This window comes from Pseudomonas extremorientalis (genome assembly GCF_024584605.1).
GTDB lineage: Bacteria > Pseudomonadota > Gammaproteobacteria > Pseudomonadales > Pseudomonadaceae > Aquipseudomonas > Aquipseudomonas extremorientalis.
Genome location: NZ_CP089519.1, coordinates 386,429 through 399,263, shown reverse-complemented (window position 1 = coordinate 399,263; position 12,835 = coordinate 386,429). Strand labels below are relative to the sequence as shown.

Below are 12,835 nucleotides of genomic sequence, written 5' to 3'. Positions count from 1 at the left end.
CCCAGCTGACATTCCTGAATAGTCGAGCCTTGCGCTCACTCTTTCAGGACATGCCATGAACACGCTCCACCACTTGATTTCGGGGCTGCTGCTCTGCAGCCTTTCCAACCTGCTTATCGCGGCACCAAGGGACTATGGTGAAGGCCTTGCCAACGCCAGCCCGCCCAGAATGCTCGCCAATGCGCAGCATCAGCACGCCCATTGGACTGGCGTCGGTCGCATCCGCAATGAAGCCCAGGCCCTCTGCACCGCCTCCCTACTGGACACCCGCGACGACGCAGGCAAGTCCGGCCCGGCCTATGTGCTCACCAGCAGCCACTGCCTTCATCGCCATAACGGCGGGGTACAAAAAGACCTGGATATCAAAGGCAACATCAGCTTCAACTACTTCGACGACACGCTGGAGAGCCTCAAGACCTTTCCGTTGAAAACCCTGAAATGGAGCAGTAGCCAGGGAGTAGACCTGGCGATCGTCGAGCTGAAAGCTTCGCTTGCCGATTTGCTGAAGGCAGGCATCGCCCCTTTGAAACTGGCCGAAGCGGTCCCCGCCGACGGGGTCGATATCCTCGCGCTGGCTGCACCGGAATGGGACACCCTGCATCTCTCCGCCTGCGCGCAGCAAGCCTCGCGCGAACTGGTGGAACAGCCGTTCGTGTGGCGGGTGACCATGAAAAACCAATGCCAGGGTATCGGCCGCGGCGGCTTCGGCGGGCCACTGCTGGAGCGGGCGACTAATACGCTCTTCGGCATTCTCAGCACCAGCACCTCAGGCCAGACCGAAGAACGCAAATGCCAAAGGGACGCACCCTGCGAGGTCAACAACGGTATGCCCACCTGGCACCCCGAAACGAACTACGGCAGCCCGGTGACGTTCCTCAACCGGTGCTTTGTCGAAGGCGTTCTGAAAGCCGACAGTGAACACTGCGAACTCTTCCCGACCACCACCATTTCCTTTCAGCACCCGGACCCCATCCAGCAATACTTCGTCAAGCGACCCGACGGCACACACAAGGATATCGTGCCGCGCTGGAACCTTTCCTTCACGACCAACACTGCGCTCTATCGCTACAAAACCACACGGCGCGCCATTGATTGCGAAAAACCGGAGCTTTACAGCACCCCGATCAAGGCGCAGGACGCGTACGTGAATGACGCCATCGGACCGGAAACCGGTATGCACATGCTGTGTATCGTCGGCTTGGATTCCGAGGAACAACAGGCGACCAACGGCATGATGAAAAATGCCCTGACCCTGGCGGTGGAACTGGCCGAACCCGGGCCGGCACGCACGCCGAACTTGAGCATCAGCCTGGATAAACAGGGGCTGGCGGCGTACACCGTGATCTGGAAGCTCGCGCCGCCATTCATGCATCGCTACTCCTACAAGTTCGGCCCGGCCACCACGACCGATTGCCTCAGGCCAGTCGATTATCTGGCCTTTCCGCCCCCTCCCGTGGAGGAGGAAGAGGACGAACCTATCGAGATATTTTCCACGCTCAATGACTCCCCCAGCACGCGAACAGAGCAGTACGCACGGCTGATCACCGTTCGGGACAAACCCTACAAGATCTGCACCTACGCCTACGACCAGGCTGACCAACCCTCAACACTGCGCGTGGACTTGCTCAAGCCCCGCTAACCGGTCCGGCTCGACCACATCGAGAGACAGAACCATTCCATCCACAAGGAGTACCCCCATGGAACCCATCCAAGTCAAAGACCTGCTGATCAACTTCACCTCGGAGTTCACCCCACTCTGGAACGACCAAGGCTCGGGAGCCAAAAAGTCGGCCAGCCTTTGGCGCCCGAGCACCAGTGCCGATCACTTGATCTCGTTCTCCTCATTGGGAGACGTCGCTCACCCGAGCCATGACAATTTGAATCATCGCAAGACCGTCGTTGTTGTCAGCGAAGCCAACAAAACCAACGGCACCGCACTTCGCCAACCGAAAGACTTCATAGAAGTCTGGAACAGTCGCGGCACAGGCGCCAACGCTGATATTTCGATCTGGCAGCCGGTCCCGCCTGATGGCTATGTGGCCCTGGGTACCGTATGCGGCGTGGGCTATCAACGGCCTTCGCTGCACACCGTGCGCTGTGTGCGGGCTGACCTGGCCGTGCCGGCTTACGTTGCCGATCAGATCTGGAATGACAAAGGCAGCCGCGGCCAAATCGACTTCAGTGCCTGGGACGTCATGCCGCCGACCGCTCATCCGGGCGAGGCTTACCTGGCACCAGGGACATTTTTCGGGGTGCGGGGCTATGCAAAGCCGGAAGCGCCCGGGTTAGCGCATGCCTTGCATATCCCCCTGACCGAGGTGGCAGGGCGCGAGCTCCCGGCCCCGCCCGCACCGTCTGCGGACGGGCAACCTTCAACCCTGGACGCCGAAGAGTCCTTGCATGTCTGCCAACTCCCCTGGTTTCTAGTCTCCGACCCGGAGCTGCCAGCCGACGAGCAACCCTTGCGGTCCCCCTTCTACAGGCTGCAAAGACGCGACAAGTACGTACTGGTCGATGTGGCGCGCAACCCAACGACCACCAGCCAGACCTTCAAATGGACGATTACCAAAGGCTCGCCCGGTTTCGCAGCCAACTTTCTCAAGTGGGCCACGGGTGTCGACATGACCGAGGCATGGACAGGCCATTCTCTCAGAACCAACCCGAAAAGCTCGGTAAGGCTGGGCAGTGCATTCACTCACTCGAGCGTTTCGTCCAAAGGCTGGACCGCCCCGCAAACCACCGACATCGCTGCATATGTCCCGGCCCACAAGACCGTGGCAGCCTATGTGGTCGAAAGCGAGTACACATTGCTGCGCAGGGATGCCAGCCCCCTGGCAACATCAGTGACCTACACCAATACCGAGCAGGTGTATTTCAGTGAGGCAAATACCACCGATTCCGTAGAGGCCGAGCGCCCGCAGCCCGTTCCCGCAAAGGAGCCGCCACTAGAGGTAACGCCCCATGATGTCAGCCACGACCCCCTCGTCTCGTAACTGATCCAACGCCGCTTGAAGCCTGCTCACTACTTCATCCGGCACCTGCTTGTTGAGCGCCAGGTACAGTTCAGCGCTGTTGAAACGCAGGATTGTCTTGAGCCCGGAGACCCCGATCTGGCGCGCCAGATAACGCCCGGCGGGGTCGCCGGTGGCCCACAGGTCGATCTGGCCATCCAGCAGCTTTTGCGCGTTGTCCTGGTCGCGCAGCACGACGACCGGGTTGAGTCCCTGCTTCTCCAGGGTCTCGGCGATGGCATCGCCCTTGTAGGCACCGATCCTGTAGCGGCGCGCGTGCTCCAGGTCGTTCAGCTGGATCTTGCTGTCGGCCTTGGCCAGCAGCACCCAATCGTCCGGACCGATGGGGCCGACCCATTTGAACAGCGCCTCACGGTCCGGCAGGCGCGCCATCACGAACACGCCGTAGCCTGGCTTCTCCAGGGCGAGCTTGTAGATGCGCTCCCAGGGGAAACGCAGGGTGAGATTGTAGGAAATGCCCGCACGCTTGAAGGTTTCGCGCACGATGTCCACGGCGATGCCTTCGATGTTCTCGTCCTTGGCGAAGTTCTTGCCGTTTTTCGCCATGTTGTAGGGCGGGAAGTTTTCCGTCAGCAACACCAGGGAGGCGTCGGACGGTTCCTCGGCGCTGGCCGGAACGGTCAACAGGAGGGACGTACTGGCAAGGGCGAGCAGCAGGTGCTTGAACATGAAAGTTACCGGAATCCATGGCAAGCGCAGAGAGTGCCTCTGGCCTGCCATGGTGTCCAGCAGCGTTTAGCGAACGACGATACCGCGCGCCGCCATGTAGGCCTTGGCCTCGGGAACGGTGTATTCGCCAAAGTGGAAAATACTCGCCGCCAGTACCGCGCTGGCGTGGCCTTCGATCACGCCGTCGGCCAGGTGCTGCAGGTTGCCGACGCCGCCGGAAGCGATCACCGGGATGCCCAACGCATCGCTGATGGCCCGGGTCACGCCCAGGTCGAAACCGTTTTTCATGCCGTCCTGGTCCATGCTGGTCAGCAGGATTTCACCGGCACCCAGGCCTTCCATCTTCATCGCCCACTCCACCGCGTCCAGACCGGTCGGCTTGCGACCGCCGTGGGTGAAGATTTCCCAGCGCGGGGTTTCGCCCGGGCCGGAGACTTTCTTGGCGTCGATGGCGACCACGATACATTGCGAGCCGAAGTGCTGTGCGGCCTCGCCCACGAACTCCGGGTTGAACACCGCCGCCGTGTTGATCGAGACCTTGTCCGCGCCGGCGTTGAGCAGGTTGCGGATGTCTTGCACAGTGCGCACGCCACCGCCCACGGTCAGCGGGATGAAGACCTGGCTGGCCATGCGCTCGACGGTATGCAACGTGGTATCGCGGCCGTCGACACTGGCGGTGATGTCGAGAAAGGTAATCTCGTCGGCACCTTGCTCATCGTAGCGACGGGCAATTTCCACCGGGTCACCGGCGTCGCGGATGTTCTCGAACTTGACGCCCTTGACCACGCGACCGTTGTCGACGTCCAGGCAAGGGATGATGCGTTTGGCCAGCGCCATGATCAGTCCTCAGCCGTTGTAGGCATCGCAGTAAGCCTGGGCTTCAGCGACGTCCAGGGTCCCTTCGTAGATCGCACGGCCGGTGATGGCGCCGATGATGCCGGGCGCCTTGGCGTCCAGCAGCGACTTGATGTCGCCCAGGTTGTGGATGCCGCCGGAAGCGATTACCGGGATCTTCGTGGCGGCCGCCAGCGCAGCGGTGAATGGCACGTTGCAGCCCTGCATCATGCCGTCTTTGGCGATGTCGGTATAAACGATGGCGGAGACGCCGTCGGCTTCGAACTGCCTGGCCAGGTCTATCACCTGCACCGTGCTGATTTCAGCCCAGCCGTCGGTGGCGACGAAACCGTCCTTGGCGTCCAGGCCCACGATCACTTTGCCCGGGAACGCGCGGCAGGCTTCGGCGACGAACGCCGGGTCTTTCACCGCCTTGGTGCCGATGATCACGTAGCTCACGCCGGCCTTGACGTAGTGCTCGATGGTTTCCAGGGAGCGGATACCGCCACCGATCTGGATCGGCAGGTTCGGGTAACGCTTGGCAATGGCGGTGACCACTTCACCGTTCACCGGCTGGCCTTCGAAGGCGCCGTTCAAGTCCACCAGATGCAGACGACGGCAGCCCCCTTCCACCCATTTGGCGGCCATGCTCACCGGGTCATCGGAGAACACGGTGGAGTCTTCCATGCGGCCTTGGCGCAGACGTACGCAGGCACCGTCCTTGAGATCGATAGCGGGGATAATCAGCATCTGGCAAACCTTATTCGATATTCAGCAATGCTTGGGAAATCAGGGTTTCTCAAGCGACCACAGGTCGCTTTCGATGCTTTCGAACCTTTCTTTAAGGAGCGTCTGCGCGTCGAAAATCGCCCTGTTGTAATAGTGCGGAGCCACTTCGGTGGTGAACAGTTCGAGGATCTCGGCGACCTCGAACGACCCCAGCTTGAGCTCGAAGCGATCTTCCATGAAACGCTTGATCTTGAGGGTAGCCTCACTCTCCTGTTCAGGCGTGAGGTTCAAGACCGGCTGCTTCGGCTTCCTGGCCATTACCAGCGCCCGTCCCAGGCGGCGAAGTTCTGCAGCAATTGCAGGCCATGGGTATGGCTCTTCTCCGGGTGGAACTGCACGGCAAACCGCGAGCCTTCGGCCAACGCAGCGGCGAAGTCGACGCCGTAGTGCCCGCCACCCACCACCTGGCCCGGCTTGCCGGCGGCAATGTAGTAGCTGTGCACGAAGTAGAAGCGCGCCATGTCCGGAATGTCGTGCCACAGCGGGTGATCCACCGCCTGGCTGACTTCGTTCCAGCCCATGTGCGGGACTTTCAGGTGAGCGCCGTCTTCATGCAGGTCTTTGCCGAAGAACTTCACTTGCCCAGGGAACAGGCCGATGCAGTCGACGCCCTCATTCTCTTCACTGCGGTCGAGCAAGGCTTGCATGCCCACGCAGATGCCGAGGAAGGGACGGTCCTGGCTGACTTCGCGCACCAGGCTGTCAAAGCCCAGGCGGCGAATCTCGGCCATGCAATCGCGAATCGCGCCGACGCCGGGAAACACCACGCGATCGGCTTCGCGAATCACGTTGGCATCGCTGGTGATCAGTACCTTGCCGGCCCCTACGTGCTCGAGGGCCTTGGCCACCGAGTGCAGGTTACCCATGCCGTAATCGATAACCGCGACCGTCTGCATTACAGGACGCCCTTGGTCGATGGCATTTGCCCGGCCATGCGCTCATCCAGCTCCACAGCCATGCGCAGGGCGCGGCCGAAAGCCTTGAACACGGTTTCGATCTGGTGGTGGGTGTTGGTGCCGCGCAGGTTGTCGATGTGCAGGCTGACAAGCGCGTGGTTGACGAACCCCTGGAAGAACTCCTGGAACAGGTCGACGTCGAAGCCGCCCACGGTGGCGCGGGTGTAGGGCACGTGCATCTGCAGGCCTGGACGGCCGGAGAAGTCGATGACCACACGCGACAGCGCTTCGTCCAGCGGGACATAGGCATGGCCGTAGCGACGGATGCCTTTCTTGTCGCCGATGGCCTTGGCAAACGCCTGGCCGAGGGTGATACCGACGTCTTCCACCGTGTGGTGGTCGTCGATATGCAGGTCGCCCTTGCTGACGATATCCAGGTCGATCAGCCCGTGACGGGCGATCTGGTCCAGCATGTGCTCAAGAAAAGGTACACCGATATCAAATCGGGCCTTTCCGGTGCCATCCAGGTTGATCGAGGCTTTGATCTGGGTTTCCAGAGTGTCGCGCTCGACGGACGCCTTACGTTCGGCCATCACCAGCTCCGCAAAATCATTGGGCGAAAAAGGCAGCCATTATAGGGGCGCGGGCGCCAAACAGAAACATCGGAGGGGATAAGACTGATGGAGTGTCGGGGATAGACATGTGCATACATGTGAGAACCAGCTTTTGTGGAGCTGGCTTGCCTGCGATGCAGGCACCTCGGCGTTTCAGTTGCACCGAGGTGATGCCATCGCGGGCAAGCCCGGCTCCCACAGGAACCGCGCCCACAAAATTTTTGCGGTGTTAGTGGAACAGGACTGCGGTCTTCTGCAGGGTCACCCACACACCCCACGCCAACGGAATACCCACCACCAGCCAGGCAGCGATCGCCAATGGCACGGTGCCCGGGGCTGCTTTCCACTCCAGGGAAGTGGTGGCATCCGCGCCTTTGTCATGGCCCAGCGCCTGTTCGGCGGCCAGTTCGGCGTCGGTCATGAAGTACTTGTCCGCCACCGGGCGGACCAGCAGGTTGCAGATGAAGCCCAGCACCAGCAGGCCAGCGAGGATGTACAACGTGATGTCATAGGCCGCAGCGCGTTCAACGCCGATGCTCAGTTGATACTCACGCAGGTAGTTCACCAACACCGGGCCCAACACGCCAGCCGCCGCCCAGGCGGTCAACAGGCGACCGTGGATCGCGCCGACCATTTGCGTACCGAACAGGTCGGCCAGGTAGGCCGGGACGGTCGCAAAACCACCGCCATACATCGACAGGATGATGCAGAACGCCGCCACGAACAGCGCCACGTTGCCCAGGTGCCCCAGGTTCGGGATCAGCGCGTACAGGGCAAAGCCCAGGGCGAAGAACACGAAGTAGGTGTTTTTACGGCCCAGGTAGTCGGAGAACGACGCCCAGAAGAACCGGCCACCGATGTTGAACAGGCTCAACAGGCCAGTGAAGCCCGCCGCAATGGCGGCGATGGAGGCCAGTTGACCGGTGTCCAGCTGGCCGAATGGCACATCCACACCCAGCAACTTGCCGCCGAACACTTCCTGCAGCAGGGGCGAAGCCATGCCGAGGATGCCGATACCGGCGGACACGTTCAGGCACAGCACCAGCCATACCAGGCGGAATTGCGGGGTTTTCCACGCCACGTTCACGTGTACGTGACGGTGGGTGATCATTGCATTGCTGGCTTTTTTCGCCGGCGCGGTCCAGCCTTCAGGCTTCCAGCCGGTCGGAGGGACGCGGTAGGACAAGGCGCCACCGATCATGAACACGAAGTAGATCGCGGCCATCACCAGGAAGCTCTGCCACACGCCCACGCTGGTGGGCGTAGCAAAGTGACCCATCAATGCCGCTGCCAACGGGGCACCCACCATCGCGCCACCGCCGAAGCCCATGATCGCCATGCCGGTGGCCATCCCGCGCTTGTCCGGGAACCACTTGATCAGGGTCGACACGGGCGAGATATAGCCCAGGCCCAGGCCGATACCGCCAATGACCCCGGAGCCGATCCACATCAGCCAGATCTGGTGGGTATAGATCCCCAACGCCGAAATCAACAGGCCGCCACACCAGCACAGCGCCGAAACAACGCCCGCCTTGCGTGGCCCGGCATGTTCCAGCCAGCCGCCCCAGATCGCTGCCGAGCAGCCCAGGAAGATGAAGAACAGCGTGTAGATCCAGCCCAGCATGGAGATGGGCCAGTCGCATTGGGACGAAAAGACTTGAGCGATAAAGCTCATGTCCGGCGCGCAGGCGACCGGTTTGGTGATACCCAGCGCTTTAGACAGTGGCAGCCAGAACACCGAGAAGCCGTAGGCCATGCCGATGCACAGGTGGATGGCCAAGGCGGCCGGCGGAACCAGCCAGCGGTTGAAGCCGGGCTTGGCGATAATGCGTTCCTTGGACAGGAACGCAGGCTGCGCGGCAGATGAAGCTGCCGCAGTGCTAGTGCTCATTGGTGTTTCCCCCAGTTGTTAGTATGTGTCCGTCAGGCGCTCTCTCCCTCGGCCTTGCACGCAAAGCGCGGCCGTTTTGTTGAGTGAAGCTCCGTTTTAGGCGCGACGTTAAGTCGCAGAAGGCGGACGAACATGCAGAGATTAGCATCTGTGGATGACAGAAAAACCAAACTGCCATCACCTTTTTCAGGAAATCTGCTTTGTTTGACGTCAAAAACCCGTTTCCCGGCCCCTGGATACAATGTAACGATCGGGGCACTGACGCAGGCCGTCGGGCGTTATACTCTGCGGCTAAATTTTGAAATCGACATACAAGGACTCGCCCATGAAAGCGTTCGGCAAAATCCTGGGTCTGGTACTTCTCGGGCTGTTGCTGATCATTGTGGCCCTGGGCTTCGCCCTGACCCACCTCTTCGATCCCAACGACTATAAAGATGAGATCCGCCAGATTGCCCGCGACAAGGCCCACATCGAGCTGACGCTCAATGGCGATATCGGCTGGAGCCTGTTCCCCTGGCTCGGGCTGGAACTGCACGAAGCCAGCGTGGCGACCCTGACCAACCCGACCAAACCGTTCGCCGACTTGCAGATGCTCGGCCTGTCGGTACGGGTTTTACCGCTGCTGCGTCGTGAAGTGCAGATGAGCGATGTGCGTGTCGAAGGCCTCAACCTGCGCCTGAACCGCGACAAACAAGGCCATGGCGATTGGGAAGACATCGGCAAGAGCGCCAATGAGCCGAGCGCCAGCGCACCCGCTGCCGCGGAACAGGCCGCCGAGCCCGAGCCGGAGAAACCCTCGAAACCTATCCGGCTGGACATCGACAGCCTGACCATCAACAACGCCCGCATCGAATACAACGACGAGCAGACCGGCAAGCAGTTCAGCGCCGAAAGCATCCAGCTGAGCGCCGGCGCCGTGCACGAAGGCGCCAGTATTCCGGTGAAGCTCACTGCCTTCTTCGGCACCAACCAGCCGGTGATGCGCGTCAAGACCGAACTCAACGGCAACCTGCGCATCCAGCGCGCCCTCAAGCGTTATCAGCTGGAAGACATGAAGATCACCGGCGAAGCCACGGGCGAACCGCTGCAAGGCAAGACCGTGACCTTCTCCACCCAGGGCCAACTGCTGGTGGACCAGGCGGCCAATATCGCCGAATGGACCAACCTGAAGCTCTCGGCCAACCAGTTGCGCGCCTTGGGCGAGCTTAAGGTCAACGACCTGGACAAGACCCCGCAGCTCAGCGGCGCCCTGTCCATTGCCCAGTTCGACCTGGCCAAGTTCCTCGACAGCGTCGGCCACCCCCTGCCACCGATGGCCGAGGGCAGCCTGAGCAAGGTCGAACTGGTCAGCCGCCTCAAGGGCACCCCGACCAGCCTGGCGCTGGAAGACCTGAACCTGAAACTCGACGGCAGCACCTTCACCGGTCGCCTGGCGGTGGACGATTTCGCCAAACAGTCCCTGCGTGTGCAGCTCAAGGGCGATACATTCAACGCCGACAACTACCTGCCGGCCAAGTCCGAATCCGCCAAGGGTGCAAGCGCCGCACGCCAGGCCGAGGTGCAGAACAGCGAAGCCGGCGCAATGGCCGCCGGCGGCACCACGCCATTGCCCGATGCGCCGACCAAAGGCGCCTGGAGCACCGACAAGCTGCTGCCATTGACGCGCCTGCGCACGCTGGACGTGGATGCCGACCTCGCCTTCGGTCAACTGACCCTGAGCAAATTGCCGATCCAGAATGCGGCGCTCAAAGCGTCCGGCCTCGACGGCCAACTCAAGCTCGACACCTTGAGCGGCGGTCTCTACAACGGCACCTTCCAGGCCAACGGCAGCCTCGATGTGCGTCAGGATATTCCGGTGCTGGCGTTGCAGAGCCGGATCAAGCAGGTGCCGGTCGAGCGCATCCTGCAGGCCCAAGGGCAGAACCCGCCGGTGAAGGGCCAGATCACCCTGGACAGCAACCTCACAGGCCGCGGCAACAGCCAGAAAGCCCTGATCGACAGCCTCAACGGCACCGCCAGTTTCGTGATCAACAACGGCGTGCTGCTCAACGCCAACCTTGAGCAACAACTGTGCACCGGCATTGCCCTGCTCAACCGCAAGACGCTGAGCAGCACGCCGCCAGGCAAGGACACGCCGTTCCAGGAGCTGAAAGGCAACCTGACCTTGCGTAACGGTGTGGCCAGCAACCCTGACCTGAAAGTGCGCATCCCGGGCCTGACCGTCAACGGTAACGGTGATGTGGACTTGCGCGTGCTGGGCATGGACTACCGCGTCGGCATCATTGTCGAGGGCGACCAGCGCGAAACGCCGGACCCTGCCTGCCAGGTCGGCTCCAACTTCCAGGGCATCGAAGTGCCGCTGCGCTGCCGTGGCCCGCTGGAGCTGGGCGCCAAGGCCTGCCGCCTGGACAAGGACGGCTTGACCCAGGTCGCCATCAAGGCGGCCGGCAACAAGCTCAGCGACAAGCTGGAAGAGAAGCTCGACAAGGTGAACCCGCAGTTGAAAGATGCATTGAAGGGCCTGTTCAAGCGATGAGAAACGAGCAGTTTTCAGAGGCCGTGCTCAATTGGTACGACCGCCACGGTCGCCATGACCTGCCCTGGCAACAGGGCATCACGCCTTATCGGGTGTGGGTCTCGGAGATCATGCTGCAGCAGACCCAGGTCAGCACGGTGCTCAATTACTTCGACCGCTTCATGGCGTCATTGCCAACGGTCGAAGCCTTGGCCGCCGCGCCGGAAGATGAAGTGCTGCACCTGTGGACCGGCCTGGGTTACTACACCCGGGCGCGCAACCTGCAAAAGACCGCGAAGATTGTCGTGGCCGAGTACGGTGGCGAGTTTCCCAGGGATGTCGAAAAGCTCACCGAGCTGCCCGGTATCGGCCTGTCCACCGCCGGCGCGATTGCCAGCCTGAGCATGGGCCTGCGTGCGCCAATCCTCGACGGCAACGTCAAGCGTGTGCTGGCGCGGTTTACCGCACAGGAGGGCTACCCCGGCGAACCCAAGGTGGCCAAGCAGCTGTGGGCCACCGCAGAGCGCTTCACGCCCCAGACCCGCGTCAACGCCTACACCCAGGCGATGATGGACATGGGCGCCACCCTCTGCACCCGCAGCAAACCCAGTTGCCTGCTGTGCCCGCTGGAAAAACATTGCGAAGCCCACATGCTCGGCCTGGAGACGCGCTATCCGGTCCCCAAGCCGCGCAAGACCGTCCCGCAAAAGCGCACGCTGATGCCGATGCTGGCGAATGCCGAGGGCGCGATCCTGCTTTACCGTCGTCCTTCCACCGGGCTGTGGGGCGGCCTGTGGAGTTTGCCGGAGCTGGATGACCTGCAAGACCTGGAACACCTGGCCCACCAGCATGCGCTGGAACTGGGCAACCAACAGGCGCTGCCGGGGTTGATCCACACCTTCAGCCACTTCCAGCTCGCCATCGAACCCTGGCTGATCCAGGTCGAGGAAACCGCCCATCACGTGGCCGAGGCCGACTGGCTCTGGTATAACCTCGCCACCCCGCCGCGCCTGGGCCTTGCCGCCCCGGTAAAAAAACTGCTGAAACGCGCGGCCGACGTATTGAATGCAGGAGTGTCGTCATGACCCGCACCATCATGTGCCGCAAGTACAAAGAAGAATTGCCCGGCCTGGAACGCCCTCCGTATCCAGGCGCCAAGGGCCAGGACATTTTCGAACATGTCTCGGCCAAAGCCTGGGGCGACTGGTTGAAACACCAGACCCTGCTGATCAACGAAAAACGCCTGAACATGATGAACGCCGAAGATCGCAAATACCTGGCGGGCGAGATGGACAAGTTCTTTTCCGGCGAGGAATACGCCAAGGCCGACGGCTACGTGCCGCCTGCTCAATAATTGATCAAAAACCGGGGCCGGCACGTAAGCGACGGTAATAATTAAATATTTTTCGAAAACTTGCTTGACGACCCCCTGAAAAACCCGTTTAATGCGCCCCGTTGCCCAGATAGCTCAGTCGGTAGAGCAGGGGATTGAAAATCCCCGTGTCGGCGGTTCGATTCCGTCTCTGGGCACCAAATACCGAAAGCCCCTGATTCCGCAAGGTCTCGGGGGTTTTTACTATCTGGAGTTGCTGTAA

General features: G+C 61.4%; 12 protein-coding genes and 1 tRNA gene. 6 read left to right on the top strand and 7 right to left on the bottom strand.

Annotated features, from left to right (window positions below):
• Positions 1-55 precede the first annotated feature (55 nt).
• Together LUU92_RS01770 and LUU92_RS01765 are read left to right on the top strand one after the other, a co-directional pair.
• Positions 56-1,639: a trypsin-like serine protease gene (locus LUU92_RS01770; RefSeq protein ID WP_257103087.1), complete on the top strand. Its 1,584-nt coding sequence runs from the start codon at positions 56-58 to the stop codon at positions 1,637-1,639.
• 58 nt (positions 1,640-1,697) lie between these two features.
• Positions 1,698-2,993, top strand: a complete 1,296-nt coding sequence (locus LUU92_RS01765; protein WP_071492423.1) for a Vps62-related protein — start codon at positions 1,698-1,700, stop codon at positions 2,991-2,993.
• Here the strand turns inward: LUU92_RS01765 and LUU92_RS01760 are convergent.
• The 7 genes from LUU92_RS01760 to LUU92_RS01730 all read right to left on the bottom strand — a co-directional run bounded on the left by LUU92_RS01760 (position 2,946) and on the right by LUU92_RS01730 (position 8,725).
• On the bottom strand, positions 2,946-3,701 hold the full coding sequence (locus tag LUU92_RS01760; RefSeq protein ID WP_071492424.1) for a substrate-binding periplasmic protein: 756 nt from the start codon (positions 3,699-3,701) through the stop codon (positions 2,946-2,948). The two genes, LUU92_RS01765 and LUU92_RS01760, sit on opposite strands and share 48 nt — an antisense overlap.
• Before the next feature lie 66 nt (positions 3,702-3,767).
• Positions 3,768-4,538, bottom strand: coding sequence for an imidazole glycerol phosphate synthase subunit HisF (gene hisF, locus LUU92_RS01755; RefSeq protein ID WP_003171107.1), 771 nt, complete (start codon positions 4,536-4,538; stop codon positions 3,768-3,770).
• 9 nt (positions 4,539-4,547) lie between these two features.
• Entirely contained in the window at positions 4,548-5,285 is a 738-nt protein-coding gene (gene hisA / locus LUU92_RS01750) for a 1-(5-phosphoribosyl)-5-[(5-phosphoribosylamino)methylideneamino]imidazole-4-carboxamide isomerase (protein ID WP_016972250.1), read from the bottom strand.
• A gap of 39 nt (positions 5,286-5,324) precedes the next feature.
• Positions 5,325-5,582, bottom strand: a complete 258-nt coding sequence (locus LUU92_RS01745; protein ID WP_071492426.1) for a DUF2164 domain-containing protein — start codon at positions 5,580-5,582, stop codon at positions 5,325-5,327.
• Entirely contained in the window at positions 5,582-6,220 is a 639-nt protein-coding gene (gene hisH, locus LUU92_RS01740; RefSeq protein WP_071492427.1) for an imidazole glycerol phosphate synthase subunit HisH, read from the bottom strand. The genes LUU92_RS01745 and hisH overlap by 1 nt, the downstream gene beginning before the upstream one ends.
• Entirely contained in the window at positions 6,220-6,813 is a 594-nt protein-coding gene (gene hisB / locus LUU92_RS01735) for an imidazoleglycerol-phosphate dehydratase HisB (RefSeq protein ID WP_017849940.1), read from the bottom strand. Before hisB ends, hisH begins: the two co-directional genes overlap by 1 nt.
• A gap of 250 nt (positions 6,814-7,063) precedes the next feature.
• Positions 7,064-8,725, bottom strand: coding sequence for an OFA family MFS transporter (locus tag LUU92_RS01730; RefSeq protein WP_257103086.1), 1,662 nt, complete (start codon positions 8,723-8,725; stop codon positions 7,064-7,066).
• A gap of 325 nt (positions 8,726-9,050) precedes the next feature.
• Between LUU92_RS01730 and LUU92_RS01725 the strand changes: the two genes are divergently transcribed.
• The 4 genes from LUU92_RS01725 (at position 9,051) to LUU92_RS01710 (ending at position 12,773) form a co-directional block, all read left to right on the top strand.
• A complete protein-coding gene (locus tag LUU92_RS01725; protein WP_257103085.1) occupies positions 9,051-11,261 on the top strand; it encodes an AsmA family protein in 2,211 nt (736 codons plus the stop codon).
• Positions 11,258-12,325, top strand: a complete 1,068-nt coding sequence (gene mutY, locus LUU92_RS01720) for an A/G-specific adenine glycosylase (RefSeq protein ID WP_257103084.1) — start codon at positions 11,258-11,260, stop codon at positions 12,323-12,325. The genes LUU92_RS01725 and mutY overlap by 4 nt, the downstream gene beginning before the upstream one ends.
• A complete protein-coding gene (locus LUU92_RS01715) occupies positions 12,322-12,594 on the top strand; it encodes an oxidative damage protection protein (RefSeq protein WP_028615361.1) in 273 nt (90 codons plus the stop codon). Before mutY ends, LUU92_RS01715 begins: the two co-directional genes overlap by 4 nt.
• 103 nt (positions 12,595-12,697) lie before the next feature.
• Positions 12,698-12,773 (top strand) — tRNA-Phe (locus tag LUU92_RS01710).
• The last annotated feature ends 62 nt before the right edge of the window (positions 12,774-12,835 follow it).